Here is a 16513-nt window from a genome sequence, read left to right as displayed (position 1 = left end):
CAAATCTTCATGAATAAATTCGAATTATATCTGCTGTGTTTTATTTCGATACTGTCTCGGAGTTATACCATATTTCTTTTTAAAAGCAGTCTGAAAGTGGGCCTGACTGGAATAGCAAAGATAATTGCTTATTTCGGTCAGACTTTTTTCCGTAAAAGTAAGGAGACTTTTTGCCTCTTCCAGTTTGCAGCGGCTGATATAAGCGCCGGGGCTAAATCCTAATTCGGATTTGAATTTTTTGGCAATGAAAGAGGTGCTGCGGTCAATATGAGCGGCAACATCTTCCAGACAAATCGCTTCATTGGTATGACTTCTGATGTAATTCATGCAGGCGTAGATATCCGCAGATATCCCGCTTGGTATGTGGGTTTCACCGGCTTTTTCGCAAAAGTCGAAAAGCATTTGATACTGTAAATCGTTGATTTCTTTTAGCGTCTGAAGCTGTTCACATTCCTGTATATACATATCCATAAGATGATAAGCACGTTCAACGTCAACACCGCCCGGAATTGCGCCGATCATCCCTACATTTGTCACCGTACTGATAAAAATATTTTTGGCCTGGCGTAAAGGCGATTTTGCCAGTTTCTTTTCATTGAGATTCAAAGGAGTAGATTTGAGAAAATCCGCCAGTTTCTTTGGATTCCCGTTTCGAATATGTTCATAGAGCTCCAACTCCATATAATGGGTGGAGTGAAGTTCTTCATTTTCCTTATTTTCAATAAACTGCTCTACATTGTGTGAATTGCGGTTCACAGTATTACCAAAGCTTATTTCCAGTATTTCCGGAATATCGGCATTCTTCCGGTTCAGAATCAGATGAAGTAATGACAGATGTCTTGCAAGATGCAGGCGGCTGGTTGTCGGTATTGTATATAAAAATTCGACGATTTGCTCCCGGTATGCTGCCGGAACAGCACTCTCTTTCATGAACAGATTGATCTGTGAGGGTGTGACGGGGCACTCGAAAATAGGACCAAGAATGATAACATAGTCGGTCTCTTCTATACAAATACATCCGTATATGATTTCAGAAGAATAAAAATGTATGGACGGATTAGGACCACCTGCGAGAACAGGGTAATCTGTAAGCGGTTCTACAGAAAAAAGCTCACCGATGGTTGAGTACTTTCCGGCCGTTCCGAGAAGTAAACTAATAGGAATCTTGGTTGTGGCATAATACTGTTTACAGAAATCAATATAATCCATGATTGATAATTCTCTCCTTTTTTCAAAAGTATATCACAAAATTTTTGAAAATACAGAAAAATATAATATAAAATAAAATTATGAAATATGAATCATGGAAAATGAAGTATTTTATGAGTAGAAACGAAAGAAAGAAGGGAAGGAGAAAGTGAAGTGAGACAGAGAATAAGAATCCATAAAGCTGAAACAAACAAAGGCGCAGCGGATTTTTCACATCTGTTGGATGCACCTGCAGGAAAGCATGGGTTTGTACGTGTAAAGGACGGACATTTTTATTTTGAAGACGGAACACGCATTAGATTTTTGGGCTTCAATATGGCAGCAAGATCCAATACTCCGAATCATGAGACAGCGGAAAAAATTGGCTGCAAGATTTGCCAGTATGGGTGTGAATGTCATTAGGCTGCATGCAGCGGATGCTCCTATCGGTGAAGAACCGTGTACGTGGAGCAGTTGTAAGGAAGCGCCGCTTTTGGATTACGAGAGAGGGAACAGCCTGGAATTTAACAAAGCAGGTCTCGACAGATTTGATTATTTTGTCGCGAAATTGAAAGAAAAGGGAATCTATCTGCACATTGATCTGTTAGTTGCAAGAGCATTTTAATAAGGAAGATGGAATTGAATATTCCGATAGAGTGGATTCCTGTACAAAATGCTTTCCGATGATTAATGAAAGACTGATTGAACTGCAGAAGGATTATGCAAGAAAGCTTCTGTTGCATGTGAATCCATATACCGGACTTGCACTGGCAGATGATCCGGCAGTCATTACCGTTCAGATCAATAATGAAGAATCGGCGATTAAGGGAACAGCGGAGCTGGAGCATGTTGAACATATGAAGCCTTATAGGCAGGAGGTTCAGAGAAAATTTAATCATTTTCTTCTGATGAAATACGATACAAGGGAAAAATTAAAAGAAGCCTGGACATTTGACGGTGTTTCTGCCTTGCGGGAGGATGAGAATCCGGAAGAATGCTCAGTGCGTATTACGGAGGGGGATTTTGTCCAACCGGTGAATGATCCGATGGGTTCATGGGAAGGAATGAACAGCCCGGCAAGATATGCAGATTATATGGAGTTTGGAATTTTTATTAATCGGGAATTTTATCAGATGATGAAAAATTATCTGCATTCTATCGGGGTGAAGGTTCCGATTAACACCAGTAACCTGCTGGGCGGTGCGGCTGATGTATACGGACACAGCGATGCGGACGTAATGGAAAATAACAGCTATTTCAATCATCCGCTGCTTCCGGTCCAGGGAACGACATTTATGGTGGCAGGCCCGATGGAATATGTTTCCACCAATCCGCTGACCATACAAAAGGGTGCAGGGGCCATAGCAACAACGATCCCGAGCATGGGTGCAACTGCCATTATAAAAGGAAAGCCGTTTATGCTGAGTGAATGGAATGAATACGGACTTCATCCGTTCCATTCCACTGCATTTGTTCAGACAGTGGCATGTGCATGTTTAAATGATTGGGACGGACTGATTCTTTATAATTATCAAACTTCTGAAAAATGGGATGATCAGCCGGCGGATGAGATTTTAAGTGTATTTGATGCATACAATGATCCGGCGGTGGCCTGTCAGTGGGGATTTATGGCATCTGTATTTTTGAAGGGCCTTGTGGCTGTTTCTGATAAAAAAGTAGATGTTGTATATACACAGGATGACCTTAAGACGCTTCCAAACTGGCATGGCATGCTGACAACGATGTTACCTTACATCACAGGTATGCGAAACGTTTTCCTGGATGGAGGGGAGAGGTACACCGGTGACGCGGATGCGGCCATCAATGCAGGCTTTTTAAATGGAGCCGATCTTTCCGAGGCAAAGAAAGGAGTCTATTATGCATGGTCTCCTTACAGGGATGCAACGAGAAGATATCCGGATAAAAACCGACTGACTTTTGCAGCAAGGGATACCAAAGAGATACAGCAGGGTGTACATCTTGGCGAAAAAACACTGGTTTTTGATGAGATTGAAAAGATTGCAGGGGACGGAGATTATCGGGAATTTGCAGGAATCCTGGATCAGGCCTTTAAGAAATGGGAGATTGTTCCGGAGGATGCAGGACTTGTGGACGGGAAAATGATTTCAGTTACCAAAGAAATGATATTTGATCCGGATAATTCCAGATTTTCACTGAACACCGATTATTGCAGCTTTTTCAGCGGATCCCCGGAGAAAAATATCCGCCTGACGGAAAAAATTAGTGTAGAAGTGAATAACAGCAGAATATCTGTTTCGGTGCTTCCGATGGATACGGACAAGCTAGCAGATGCAAAAGAGTTTATCCTCACGGCAATGGGTGAGACGGGAATGGATGAAACAGAGATGCAGACGGGAATTGAACTGATGGGCTATGAATTTACTGCAGTGACAATGAAAGGAAAGCTTTTTGCAGATACGCTGGAAGGAACGATTTCTGTAAAAGCTGAGAAGGCATCCCTTGAGATATTAAGTCCGGTCGGAGAAGTCATTACGGTAATGGATGGACAAAAGAGTGGGGGATCTGTACTCTTTCATCTGGATGGAATGGTGCCGGGTATCATGTACCATTTATCAATAAACTAAGCATATAACTTTTTAAGAGAGGTAAAATCAATGGGAAAAAAGAAAAAGAACTTGGTTTCGACAGTGACGGCGCAAAAAAAGTCATGCGAAAAAGAGACTATATGGCAGATATGTCAGGTCAGTTGGCACTTGGACTTATGGCAAATGTAGTCGGTCAGCTTACATACTTCTATACAGACAAGGTGGGTCTTGCTGTTGGCGGTGTCGGTATTATGATGGCAATCGCTAAAGTTATTGATGCACTTACTGATATCTGGTTTGGAAATATAATCGAGCATTCAAAAGGCGGAAACAGTAAATTTTACAAATGGATGTTCCGCATGATGATTCCGGCGGCAGTAATTACATTTTTGATGTTTACAGTGCCGAAAGGTCAGACAATCGGAATGATTTATGTACTTGTGACTAATGTATTGTTGACAGCCGTAATTTATACGATGATTGCAACACCGTTTGGTGCAGTTATGGTTGTGCGTACCAACAGCCAGGTAGAACGAAGCAATATGGGTATCTTCCGTGCAGTAGGAAACTATGGGGCAGGGATGATCATTGCGATTATTATTATTCCTGTTACTAATATGTTAGGTGGAACACAGAGCGCATGGATTAAATTTGGAGCGATTTTAGCGTTAATTGTTCTTTTGCTGCTTGCAATTTGTTATAACAACGGACGCAAGGCAAAGTATTCAGAAGATACAGAAACGCTAAATGAAGTAGAGGAGGAAGAGGCAGTTCCGTTTAAAGATGCGATTAAAATGCTTTTTGGAAACAAATACTGGGTGATTGTTCTTTTATTCAATATTATTACGAATGTTACAAATGCGATTGCAGCGGCATCCGGAACTTATTACTGTAAATGGATCTTCGGAAATGATAATCTGGTGGCTATAACAGGTACCGCAGGGCTTGCGGCAACTTTACTTGGATTTGTGCTTGCGAAGCCAATCATTTCTAAACTCGGAATTAAGAAAACGGTTTACTTTGGGGTGTTAGGTCAGGCAATTACCTGTGCGGCCAGATGTGTCGTTCCGACGAATTTCATGGCATTTACGGTGACGTCCTTAATCGGAGGTTTAGTACAGATTCCGCTGATGTGCTTATATGGAGTGCTTCTTGCAATGGCTGTCGATTATAATGAATGGAAATACGACAAGAAGCTGGTAGCAATATCTTCAGGAGCAATCGGATTTGGAAGTAAAGTAGGCGGCGGACTGGGAAGCATTATTTTATCAGCCTTTCTTGCAATCGGAGCCTATGATGCTACATTGGAAGTTGCAACTACTTCTATGAGATATGCAATTTACGGGTTCTCAAATTATCTGCCGTTAGTGATGAATTTGCTGATGTTCTTTGTATTTACAAAGTTTGATTTGGAAGAGAAGCTTCCAAAAATGAGAGCGGAAGTTGAAGCACGTAGAACGGGTCAGAATAACTAAATAAAAATATATCAGGTATGGAGCCGGCCATTTATGACTGGCTTCATGCTATATCAGAAATTAAATGGAAAGTGGAGAGATGATAAAATGAGCGACAAATATCAGAATACAGAATTGATACCGGAGGAAAGGGCGGCATATCTTTTAGAGGAACTGAGTCTGGATGAAAAAGTGGCTCAGTTGAACTGTGTTTTTCCATTTGACAAGGCGAGTTATGATTTTGCCGGAATCAATGAACAGACAAAGCATGGAATCGGACAGGTAAGTACGCTGGAAATGCGGAGAATGGAAAGTCTGGATGAAGTGGTCCAGTGGCAGAGAAAGGTGCAGAGAATCGTTATGGAAAACAGTCCGCACCGTATTCCGGCAATTTTTCATATGGAAGGACTCTGTGGAGCATTTATTCAGGATTCCACAAGCTTTCCTTCCGGAATTGGAAGGGGTGCCGGATGGAATCCAAAGTTGGAGGAGAAAATTGCAGAAATTGTAAGCCGTCAGGAAGCGGCATGTGGGATTACGCATGTTTTTGCCCCTGTGCTTGATATTTCCAGAGATTCCAGAATGGGACGGCAGGGAGAAACGTATGGAGAGGATCCGGTTCTTACAGCCAGCCTGGGATCAGCCTATACAAAAGGGTGCCAGAAATATGAGACAGCAGGACGCAGAACAGAAAGTGTAGCCAAGCATTTTCTGGCATTTCATAATTCAGCAGCCGGTATTCATGGAGCCAATAGTGATACACCGGAACGTTTGCTGGAAGAAATCTATGGAAAGCCATTTCAGGCAGCCATTACAGAAGCAGGTTTAAGAGGAATTATGCCCTGCTATTGCCTGATCAATGGAGAGCCGGCTTCCGCATCGCATCATCTTTTGACAGAACTGCTGAGAGAAGAGATGGGGTTTGACGGACTTTGCGTCAGTGATTATGGTGCCATCAATAATGCATTTATGTTTCAGGGAATCGGAGAAACCAAAGAGGAAACAGGGCTGTTGTGCCTGGAGGCGGGAATGGATATGGAGCTGCCGAGTGTTGAGGGCTATGGGGAAGCATTTAAAAATCTTTTTGCGTCAGGCAGGGCAGATATGGACATTCTGGATCGGGCTGTAAAAAGAGTCCTGACGGCAAAGTTTCGTATGGGGCTGTTTGAACATCCTTTTGCTTTGGAAGGAGAAGAGCTTCGCAGAGTTTTTATGAATAAGACAGATAAAGAAATTTCCCTGCAGTCTGCAAAAGAATCTATGGTACTGATTAAAAATAATGGTGTGCTTCCGATTCAAAAATCCGTAAAAAAGATTGCACTGATCGGACCTCACGCAGACAGTCCGAGAAAGTTTTTCGGAGGATATACGCATATGTGTATGATGGAATCTACCTATGCAATTGCCAACTCGATTGCAGGGGTCAGTGGAAGTGAAAATGTGGACAACAGAGAAATTGTGACTGTTCCGGGAACCAATATTCAGTCAGATGAGACGCCGGAATTTGATGTGATTCTGAAACGTCAGAAACCGGACTGCCGAAGTATATTGGAGGAACTGAAAGCTCAGATGCCAGATGCAGAGATTCGTTATGCTTATGGATACCCGATTGCAGGAGCGGATCAATCCGGTTTTGCCCGGGCGCTTGAAATTGCAGAGGATGCCGATATTGTGATTCTTACTTTAGGAGGAAAGCACGGGACCTGTTCTATGGCCTCCATGGGAGAGGGTGTGGATGCGACAAATATCAATCTTCCGGAATGCCAGGATGCATTTATCAGGAAGGCAGCAAAGCTTGGAAAACCGCTGATCGGAGTTCATTTTGACGGACGCCCTATATCCAGTGATGCGGCAGATGCACATCTGGATGCAATACTGGAGGCTTGGAATCCGTCCGAGAAGGGGGCGGAGGCAGTTGTGAGCATTCTGCTTGGCAGGTATAATCCTGGAGGAAAAATGCCGGTAACGACAGCTTATACTTCCGGTCAGATTCCAATTTATTACAATCACCCGCATAATTCCGCATGGCATCAGACCGGAAGCATCGGCTTTTTGAATTATGTGGATATGCCGCATACACCGAGGTATTATTTCGGACATGGTTTGTCTTATACAAAATTCGAATACAGCAATCTGCAATTATCCAAGGATTGCATTATGCCGACAGAAAGTATCCGGATTCAGTGTGATGTGGAAAATACAGGAGAATACAAGGGGGATGAAGTCGTTCAGCTTTATCTGAAGGATATTCATGCAAGCATGGCAAGACCGGTCAAGGAACTGGCGGGATTTAAGAGAATTACGCTAGTGCCGGGAGAAAAGAAAAAAGTAATCTTTGAGATAAAAGCATCACAGCTTGCATTTCTGGATAGAAGGATGAAATGGAAGATTGAGAAAGGAACCATTGAGGCAGAAATAGGAAGCTCTTCAGAGGATATCAGGCTGAGAGGCGCTTTTGAGATTGCAGAAAATGGATGGGTTGCCGGAAGAGACAGAGCGTTTTATGCAGATGTGACAGTGGAGTAAAGAGAATGGTTAAAAATAGAAAATTGCTTGCAGAGCAGCTGGTGGAAGAATCGGTTGTTCTGCTGAAAAATGAGAATCAGCTTCTTCCGCTTCAGGAAGGACAGACAGTTGCTGTGTTCGGACGATCAGCACTTGTGACCTATGTTTCCGGAAATGGTTCCGGAGCGGCAAGAGGAGCAGAAAGCAGTAATATCATAATAGAACTTGAGAAAGCAGGGATCTCTGTATGTGAGGAGTTAAAGCAGTACTATCTGCAGCAGCGGGAAGCGGAAGCAGCGAATCCGCAGGAAGAATTCGATTTTTCCCAGATGAAGGAGGCAGTAAACAGTGGCCTGATGTATGAGATATTTGGAACGTACCATGCGCCGGTTCCGGAGTATCCGATTCCGGAATGTCTGCTGACTAATGTGAGAGACAGGACAAACACCGCAATTCTTGTGCTGGGAAGAAATGCAGGCGGAGAGGAATGTGACAGAAGATTGGAAGGAGATTATTATCTTACCGAAGAAGAAAAGAAGCTGGTCAGCCAGGTGTGCGAAAACTTCCCGGAAGTCATTGTAATCCTTAATGTAAATGGACTTATTGACCTGGAATGGACAACAAAGTATGCTTCCGTAAAAAGTATTCTGTTCCTTGGTCTTCCGGGAGAGGGTGGTGCAAAGGCTGTTGCAGAAATCATTAAAGGTAATGTTTCCCCTTCCGGAAAGCTGGCATTTACAATTGCACACCGGTATGAGGATTATCCTTCTGCAAAGCATTTTTCATGGGACAAGGAGAAGGAAGAGCATATTCTGACTTATGAGGATTATGGATTGGATGCGGAAGAAAACGGGAGTTTCGGTTTCCGAAAAAGCCCGGTGACCGTATATCAGGAGGATATCTATAACGGCTACCGGTATTTCAGTTCTTTTAGGAAAGAGGTACTGTTTCCGTTCGGGCATGGGCTTTCTTACACAAAATTTGCATTAGACGCGGCTGCTGTTTCAAAAGAAGAAGACGGGATAACTATAAAAATTGATGTGAAGAATGTCGGACTCTGTGCAGGCAGGGAAGTCGTGCAAATCTATGTTTCTATGCCGGACGGAAAAACAGAAAAAGCAGACAGAGAATTAAAGGGATTTGCCAAGACAGAAGTTTTGAAACCGGGAGAGAAAACCAGTGTGTCAATCCATATACCATGGGACGGATTTTCGTGTTATGAGGAAAAATCTTCCGTATGGCTGATTGAGAAGGGACACTATAAGCTCAGAATGGGAACGTCCTCGGAAGAGACCGTCTGCATCTGTGAGTTAGAGGTTTCGGAGGACATTATATACAGCATTTGTCGTTCAGCGCTCGGGTTGAAAGCATGTAATGAGGGGAAAATCGTGTTTTTAAAGAAAAATCCCCTGGAAAACCAGGGGAATCTGAGTGATGCATGCGGCGGAGTCTGTGAAGAAAATCCAATGTATAAACTAACGCTTTCAGGAATTGATGTCAAACCGGAGAAAAGAGAGGCGGGGCATGGAAAGCAGGCAGGAGATTTTTCAGATTTCACAGAGGAACAGCTTGCGGCACTTCTCGTAGGCTTCGGTCCCGGAATTCCCTTTGCAGGGCTTCTGGATACAGCGTTTCCGGAGACCATCTGTGACAAAGAAGGAAAGCCTTTGACCTGCAATGATCATCCGGCAGGGCATAATGGATATGTGTCACCGGCAATGAAAGAAAAAGGAATCCATTCTGTTTTCTATATGGATGGACCTGCCGGAATCGGGAGAACTGCGTGGCCGACGGAAATGCTGCTGGCATGTGCGTTTAATAAAGAGGCGTGGTACAGATTTGGAGATGCAGTGGGTGCAGAGTGTGAGGAAGCACAGGTTGATGTGTGGCTCGCACCTGCAGTAAATCTTCACCGAAATCCGTTGTGTGGTAGAAACTTTGAGTATTTTTCAGAAGATCCTTTTCTTACAGGAGTGTGTGCCTGCGCAATTACAAAAGGCGTACAGGAAAATCATCAGGTACTGGTGTGTCCAAAGCATTTCGCAGTTAATGAGCAGGAAACCTACCGCAGGGGAAACGCAAAGAAACAGTATGACGCAGTGGATTCTGTAATTACGGAACGGGCAGCCCGGGAACTGTATCTGAAGCCATTTGAAATGCTGGTGAAAAAAGCCGATGTACGCTGTATTATGACTTCTTTTAACAAAATTAATGGGATGTTCGCAGGCGGAAACAGTGACCTGTGCAACCAGATTCTGCGGGAAGAATGGGGATATGAAGGATTTCTGGTGACTGACTGGGGGGATATGGATATTGTGGTGGATGGCACGGATGCAGTTGCGGCCGGAAATGATGTTGTCATGCCCGGCGGGCCGCCGGTGATTAACCAGATCCTGAACGGATACCGGGAAGGGCGAGTGACACGCAGGCAGCTGGAGACAGCGGCGAGTCATCTGCTGCGGGTAATCAAGAGTTTGAAAGGAAGAAATGGAAAGAATGGAAAAGAAGATATATGAATTTACAAACGACGGCAATTCCTGTGTGATTTATGATGCAAAGCCGCCAAGATACTGGTTTAACTATCTGTGGAATGAAAACGGCTACTGCGCGCAGGTTTCCCAGAACGGGCATGGACGCAGCTATTACCTGAATGAAAGAGCAGATATGTGCATGATCAATAACAATGATGCAAGATATTTCTATATCCGGGATGATGAAACGAATAAAAGCTGGAATATCGGTGCGGCACCGCTGAATGAACAGGTAGAAAGCTATCAGTGTGAGCACAGTATCGGATTTTCCAGACTTCAGTCCGAGTGTCAGGGGATAGAAAGCTCCTGGAGAATTTTTGTGCCGCAGACCGGATTCCAGGAAGTGTGGACGTTTCGACTCAGGAACAAGAGTGACAGAGCCCGTATGCTCAGTACATTTTCAGCGGTAACTTTTGAACTGGAGGGGTTCTCATATCCCCGTTATTATGAAATGTACCGTTGCCTTGAAACTTCCTTTGACAGGGAATTAAATGGAATATATTGTAGATCCGCTCATCCGTTTGCACCGCATAAACGGTACAATGCTTATCTGGCTGCTTCCGAGCCTGTGTATGCTTATGACGGGGATCTGGCCAGATTCTGTGGAGCGGCAGGATCTGTCACGAAGCTGGATGCTTCTGCTTATGCACTGTTTCAGAGACCGGATGTAGTAGTAAATGGCGGTGACTGTACGAATTCTGAGGCGGCACTGTTTATTCTTGGCGGTGTGCTGCAGCATAAGTTCATACTGCAGCCGGGCGAGACAAAGGAAATCCGGATGGTTTTCGGCGTCAGTGAATCTCTGGACGAGGCAAGAGCGGTAGCTAAAATGTATGCAGATGCTAAGAGTGCGGAAAGTGCCTGTAAGGAGGCCGTGGAGTATAATCTGGACAAATATAGTTCCCTGTCCGTCACCACACCGGACAGCAAAATCAATCATATTATGAACCAGTGGCTGAAGAAGCAGATAGACTGCTGTATTGTTGGAAAAAAGGGCGTGCGGGATAATCTGCAGATTGCAGTGGCACTTCTGAATTATCGTCAGGAGAAGGCCAGGGAGGAGATTCTGGAATGTCTGCGCCATCAGTTTCGGGATGGCCATGCCGTATTGACCTGGTATCCGTATGACGACACCAGGTATTCAGACCAGCCGTTCTGGATTATCTGGGCGGTGTGTGAACTTATCAAGGAAACGGGAGATTACACGATTCTGCAAAAGAAGATTGAGTGGCAGGATGGCGGCGATGCTTCTGTAGTGGAACACTTAAAAGCAGCCGCAGACTGTCTGATCCGGGATAAGGGAAGAAATGGGCTGAGCCGGATTTATTTTGCAGACTGGAATGATGCGCTGAATATCACAACCGATCCCGAAGCGGAATCCGTCATGCTTTCTCATCAGTTCTGTCTTGCTTTCAGAGAACTGAAGCTGCTTATGGAAAAAATCGGGGAGACTGATTATGCAGAATTTCTGAAAAAAGAATATGATACCATGAGAAAGACTATTAATGAGAAAGCCTGGGATGGTGAATGGTATATGCGGGCACTCAGTAAGAAGGAAAACATTGGTTCCAGAACAAGTGAAGGCAGTAAAATCTATCTGAACGCCCAGACCTGGGCAGTTCTGGGAGACGTGGCAGATGAAGAGAAGCTCCCGAAGCTTCTGGCTGCGGTTGACAGTATGGAACATGATTTCGGTTTCCCTCTGAATATGCCGCCGTATGAGAAATATTCTCCAAACGTTGGGCGGATGTCGGGAATGCTGCCGGGGCTGTTTGAAAACGGCGGAGTATATTGCCATGCAACGGGATTTAAAATCCTTATGGACTGCAAACTTGGCAGAGCTGAAAAGGCACTTTGTACTCTGAAAAAAATCATGCCGGACAGTGAAAAGAATCCGTCCACGCAGTCCGGTGCCGAGCCATATGTATTTACAAACTGCTATTCCACACATCCGAAATATTACGGCAAATCTTACTGGTCCTGGACAACCGGAACCTCTGCATGGTGCATGAAGGGACTGTATGAAGGCATTATGGGGGTAAAACGCGGATATGACGGGCTGGAAATTACCCCATGTTTTCCGAAAGAATGGGAACGGGCTGAGATGACGAGACATTTCCGAAACGCAGATTATCATATTGTAATTGAGAATCCGCAGTGCCGGAAGGCTGTCACATCCGTAATTATTGTGGACGGAACACAGATAAAAGGAAACAGGATTCCGGATTTTGCAGACAATAAAAAGCATGAAATAAAGGTTATCCTTCAATAAAAATTATTAGCACTCGCGCTTGACGAGCGCTAATATATGCGTTATAGTACAAACAGAACAAAGGAAGACCGGCTGGCATGACAGGTTCATAAAAAGGAGAAATGACTTATGTTAATGCCTAGTATTTTTGGAGAAAATTTGTTTGATGATTTTATGAGTGATTTTCCATTCTTTGATGATAGAGATCTATCAATAGAAAAAGCCAAATGCAACCGCACCTGGCTTTTTCTGAGGGGAGTATAAATAATTAATAAGGGGTATAACTATGATACGTATTCGTATCACAACGTTAGTATATCCTATCTATATTTAAAAAGCAATTTAAAAAATGAATATTTTGTGTGATTCTTCAAATAATAAAAATGCATGTGACAAAGTAATTTTACATGCAGAAAAAAAAGAAAATTTTGTACACAAAACAGGAGGACATTTTATCATGGCAAAGAACATGGATGGTACAAACAAGAGTGAAAACAGCTACGAGCAGAACAGTTATGAGAACAGCAATGGACAGAACAAGAGTGGTCAGAACAAATCTACCAATAAGTCAACAAATAAGTCCACAAACAAATCCACAAACAAAACTTCTGACTGCCATCACGAAGAGTAGCAGCACGGAAAACAAATCATTGCATAATATGTAATAAGGAAAGAATCAGAGACAGATTACAGATCACACTGTAATCTGTTTCTTGTTATAAAGGGGGAAATATGGCATTTTATACCATTTATCCAAGAGATATCCAGAATATTTGTTTTCAAAAGAGGGTGCGTGTAGTTGATATCAGAGAACCTCAGGAATACAGAAAATATCACTATCCGGGTGCGGTAAATATCCCGTACAGTGATGAGGACAGCTGGTGCTGTCGTTTTTCAAAGTACCGGCCGCTGCTTTTATACTGTGAGTATGGGAGTACAAGTCTTCTTGCAGCGCGCAAGCTGGGAAAAGAAGGGTATGAGGTTTATACTGTGATTGGCGGTGCAAATGCAATGCAGGAGCAGATAAGGCGTTAGACGGGCAGAACCATTTCTCATGGAAATATTTTTGCAATTGACAGTTCAAAATAGAACAGATAATATAAGAATAGGTTTTTAGACTTATTTTTAGAGGAGATTTCAGTGAGAACATTTGATTTACTTGTGCCTTGCCACTTTGGGTTAGAGGCAGTTTTAAAAAGAGAAATATATGATCTTGGCTATGAGATCACAAAAGTAGAAGATGGCAGAGTGACATTTGAAGGTGATGAGGAAGCAATCTGCCGTGCCAACATTTTTCTACGTACGGCAGAACGTGTTATGATCCAGGTCGGAAGGTTTAAGGCAACGACTTTTGAAGAACTTTTCCAGGGAATCAAGAACCTTCCGTGGGAAGAATATATTCCGGAGGATGGAAAGTTCTGGGTGAAAAAAGCGTCTTCTATCAACAGCAAGTTGTTCAGTCCATCCGATATCCAGTCCATTGCCAAAAAAGCAATGGTGGAGCGCATGAAACAGAAATATCACAAGGAATGGTTCAAAGAAGATGGAGCAGCTTATCCGGTCCGTATTTTTTTACTGAAGGACGAAGTGACGGTGGCGCTGGATACATCCGGTGATTCTTTACATAAACGTGGATACAGAACGATGACGAGTAAGGCTCCATTGACGGAAACTCTTGCAGCTTCTTTAATTATGTTAACCCCTTGGAGAAAGGACCGGATTCTGGTCGATCCATTTTGTGGAAGTGGTACCTTCCCAATCGAGGCAGCAATGATCGCAGCGAATGTCGCACCGGGAATGAACCGTGATTTTACAGCAGAGGAATGGACAAACCTGATTGACCGCAAACTCTGGTATGAGTGTGTGAAAGAGGCAGAGGATATGATCGACACTACTGTGAAAGTAGATATTCAGGGATATGACATTGATGGAGATGTGATCAAAGCAGCAAGGGAAAATGCGAAGCGTGCGGGAGTGGAACACATGATCCATTTTCAGCAGAGAGCGGTTGCAGATTTAAGCCATCCGAAAAAATATGGCTTCATCATCACAAATCCACCGTATGGAGAGCGTCTTGAGGATAAGGCAGATCTGCCGGAATTGTATACACAGATTGGGCAGGCATACCAGAGACTGGATTCCTGGTCGATGTTTCTGATCACAAGCTATACTGATACAGAAAAGTATATTGGAAGAAAAGCGGATAAAAACCGCAAGATTTATAACGGTATGTTAAAGACTTATTTTTACCAGTTTTTAGGACCGAAGCCTCCTAAAAAACGCAATTAAGGAGATTTAAGGGTACATGAAGTATTCGAAGCGTTATATTGCCTTCACGGGTGTGCTGGCAGTTGCACTTTTGATAAAATTTAATAATTTTGGCGAACAGTATCAGACTGTGAACCGTTTCCGCGGGGCGCAGCTTGAGGAGGAAACCTGGAATCCTCTGATCGCTCAGAGCGTTAACGAAGGACTGCTCTCAGTTGTGATCGACAATAAAGAATACACGAATGAGAAGTATCAGTTTTTCATGGATTCGAATCTGGACATCATGGTTCCGGTCTCTATTTTACGGGATGCATTAAACTGCAGCGCACATATTTATAATGAGGATACACTTCTGGTAGAGAAGCATAACAGTGAGCTTTCTTTTTCTCTGAATGACGATATGATAGAGGTCAATGGAAAGAAGGAAAAAGTGGTTTCCCCGCTGATCAAAAAGAACAAAGAGTATTATGTGAGTCTGAATGACCTGTCCAATTATCTGGACTATTCCTATACGTGGAATATTCAGGAAAATAAGGCACAGGCAGCAGATGTGTCGGAGAGTGCAACGATCATTCCGACAAAGTACGATCTGCGGGACAGAGCGAGGGTTTCTGCTATCCGCAATCAGGGAACGTATGGAACCTGCTGGTCTTTTGCAGCGTTGAGTGCGATGGAATCCGTTCTTTTACCGGAGCAGGATTATCAGTTTTCGGTGGATCATATGACATTGAATAATGGGTTTCATCTGGCGCAGGACGATGGTGGTGAGTACACGATGGGAATGGCATATCTTGCGTCATGGAAAGGACCGGTATTCGAAAAGGATGATCCGTATGGAGATAACAAAACAAACCCGGATCTTACGGCTGTAAAGCATGTGCAGGAGATGCAGATCATCGATGGAAAAGATTATGAGAAGATAAAGGAAGCAGTATTTAAATACGGTGGCGTGCAGACTTCGATTTATAACTCGTTAAAAAGTTCACAGTCGAAATCACCTTATTATGACCGCAGAACAAGTTCGTACTGCTATATCGGTACGGAAAAACCAAACCATGATGTTGTGATCATCGGCTGGGACGACAGTTATTCCAAGGATAATTTTTCCGTTGATCTTGAGGGGGACGGAGCATTTATCTGTCAGAACAGCTGGGGAAGCGAATTCGGTGATGGCGGGATTTTTTATATTTCTTACTATGATACGAATATTGGTACCCACAATGTCGTGTATACAGGAATTGAGGACAGTGATAACTACGATCACATTTATCAGAGTGATCTCTGCGGCTGGGTAGGACAGCTCGGCTATAACAAAGAGAGCATTTACGGTGCAAATGTTTATACTGCGGAATCCAATCAGAATCTTACGGCTGCGAGCTTTTATGCCACAGGAAAAGATTCGGAGTATCAGCTTTATGTTGTGAAAAATTTTGAAGATGAATCATCTTTGAGTAATATGACACCGGTAGCATCAGGAAAATTGAGTAATGCAGGTTATTATACAATCCCATTTGACAAACAAATTGCACTGGATGCAGGAGAGCGGTATGCGGTGGTATTATTTATCAGTACACCGGATGCAGTACATCCGCTTGCCATTGAGTATGAGGCGGATGATGCCACGGCCGATGTCGTCTTAGATGACGGCGAAGGTTATGTCAGTGCCAATGGTTTTGAGTGGGAAAATGTAAAAAATGTGGAGAATTGTAATATTTGTCTCAAAGCATTTAGTAATGACCGTTAACAGGG

Annotated in this window: 12 protein-coding genes and 1 pseudogene; 12 read left to right on the top strand and 1 reads right to left on the bottom strand. The window is 43.4% G+C overall.

Features of this window, described 5'->3' with window-relative positions:
• Positions 1-24: 24 nt before the first annotated feature.
• The gene (locus tag ROSEINA2194_RS05935; RefSeq protein WP_007884465.1) at positions 25-1209 is read right to left on the bottom strand and encodes a helix-turn-helix domain-containing protein; all 1185 of its coding nucleotides are present in this window, start codon (positions 1207-1209) and stop codon (positions 25-27) included.
• A 153-nt stretch (positions 1210-1362) separates the two neighbouring features.
• Between ROSEINA2194_RS05935 and ROSEINA2194_RS05930 the strand changes: the two genes are divergently transcribed.
• From ROSEINA2194_RS05930 to ROSEINA2194_RS05880, 12 genes and pseudogenes are all read left to right on the top strand, one after another.
• Positions 1363-1611 carry a hypothetical protein gene (locus ROSEINA2194_RS05930; protein ID WP_044927325.1) on the top strand — a complete coding sequence of 83 codons (249 nt, stop codon included), beginning with the start codon at positions 1363-1365 and terminating at the stop codon, positions 1609-1611.
• 70 nt (positions 1612-1681) lie between these two features.
• Positions 1682-1813, top strand: coding sequence for a hypothetical protein (locus ROSEINA2194_RS22470; protein WP_289844232.1), 132 nt, complete (start codon positions 1682-1684; stop codon positions 1811-1813).
• Between the two features lie 58 nt (positions 1814-1871).
• Positions 1872-3794 (top strand): beta-galactosidase, encoded by a 1923-nt coding sequence (locus ROSEINA2194_RS05920; RefSeq protein ID WP_172727052.1) that lies wholly within the window; start codon positions 1872-1874, stop codon positions 3792-3794.
• A 101-nt stretch (positions 3795-3895) separates the two neighbouring features.
• Entirely contained in the window at positions 3896-5230 is a 1335-nt protein-coding gene (locus tag ROSEINA2194_RS05915) for an MFS transporter (RefSeq protein WP_252832557.1), read from the top strand.
• A gap of 33 nt (positions 5231-5263) precedes the next feature.
• Positions 5264-7735 (top strand): glycoside hydrolase family 3 N-terminal domain-containing protein, encoded by a 2472-nt coding sequence (locus tag ROSEINA2194_RS05910; RefSeq protein ID WP_007884445.1) that lies wholly within the window; start codon positions 5264-5266, stop codon positions 7733-7735.
• Positions 7736-7740: 5 nt separating this feature from the next.
• Positions 7741-10230, top strand: a complete 2490-nt coding sequence (locus tag ROSEINA2194_RS05905; RefSeq protein WP_007884442.1) for a glycoside hydrolase family 3 protein — start codon at positions 7741-7743, stop codon at positions 10228-10230.
• Positions 10211-12517, top strand: coding sequence for a GH36-type glycosyl hydrolase domain-containing protein (locus ROSEINA2194_RS05900; RefSeq protein WP_227970535.1), 2307 nt, complete (start codon positions 10211-10213; stop codon positions 12515-12517). The genes ROSEINA2194_RS05905 and ROSEINA2194_RS05900 overlap by 20 nt, the downstream gene beginning before the upstream one ends.
• Positions 12518-12625: 108 nt before the next feature.
• Positions 12626-12706: pseudogene (locus ROSEINA2194_RS20245) on the top strand (Hsp20/alpha crystallin family protein); the annotation flags it as partial.
• A 247-nt stretch (positions 12707-12953) separates the two neighbouring features.
• Complete coding sequence (locus tag ROSEINA2194_RS20920; RefSeq protein WP_172727051.1) at positions 12954-13127, top strand: hypothetical protein; 174 nt, start codon at positions 12954-12956, stop codon at positions 13125-13127.
• A gap of 101 nt (positions 13128-13228) precedes the next feature.
• Positions 13229-13531, top strand: coding sequence for a rhodanese-like domain-containing protein (locus ROSEINA2194_RS05890; protein ID WP_007884438.1), 303 nt, complete (start codon positions 13229-13231; stop codon positions 13529-13531).
• Positions 13532-13636: 105 nt separating this feature from the next.
• Entirely contained in the window at positions 13637-14785 is a 1149-nt protein-coding gene (locus tag ROSEINA2194_RS05885; protein ID WP_007884437.1) for a THUMP domain-containing class I SAM-dependent RNA methyltransferase, read from the top strand.
• 16 nt (positions 14786-14801) lie between these two features.
• A complete protein-coding gene (locus tag ROSEINA2194_RS05880; RefSeq protein ID WP_007884431.1) occupies positions 14802-16508 on the top strand; it encodes a lectin like domain-containing protein in 1707 nt (568 codons plus the stop codon).
• The last annotated feature ends 5 nt before the right edge of the window (positions 16509-16513 follow it).

This window comes from Roseburia inulinivorans DSM 16841, assembly GCF_000174195.1.
GTDB lineage: Bacteria > Bacillota > Clostridia > Lachnospirales > Lachnospiraceae > Roseburia > Roseburia inulinivorans.
The sequence above is the reverse complement of the archived record's forward strand: the minus strand, read 5'-3'. Positions and strand labels throughout refer to the sequence as shown.

Coding starts and splice junctions, on each gene's coding strand:
- ROSEINA2194_RS05910 (WP_007884445.1), top strand. CDS start 5,264: ATGACTGGCTTCATGCTATATCAGAAATTAAATGGAAAGTGGAGAGAT.
- ROSEINA2194_RS05935 (WP_007884465.1), bottom strand. CDS start 1,209: ATGGATTATATTGATTTCTGTAAACAGTATTATGCCACAACCAAGATT.
- ROSEINA2194_RS05900 (WP_227970535.1), top strand. CDS start 10,211: ATGGAAAAGAAGATATATGAATTTACAAACGACGGCAATTCCTGTGTG.
- ROSEINA2194_RS05890 (WP_007884438.1), top strand. CDS start 13,229: ATGGCATTTTATACCATTTATCCAAGAGATATCCAGAATATTTGTTTT.
- ROSEINA2194_RS05905 (WP_007884442.1), top strand. CDS start 7,741: ATGGTTAAAAATAGAAAATTGCTTGCAGAGCAGCTGGTGGAAGAATCG.
- ROSEINA2194_RS05920 (WP_172727052.1), top strand. CDS start 1,872: ATGATTAATGAAAGACTGATTGAACTGCAGAAGGATTATGCAAGAAAG.
- ROSEINA2194_RS05880 (WP_007884431.1), top strand. CDS start 14,802: ATGAAGTATTCGAAGCGTTATATTGCCTTCACGGGTGTGCTGGCAGTT.
- ROSEINA2194_RS20920 (WP_172727051.1), top strand. CDS start 12,954: ATGGCAAAGAACATGGATGGTACAAACAAGAGTGAAAACAGCTACGAG.
- ROSEINA2194_RS05915 (WP_252832557.1), top strand. CDS start 3,896: ATGGCAGATATGTCAGGTCAGTTGGCACTTGGACTTATGGCAAATGTA.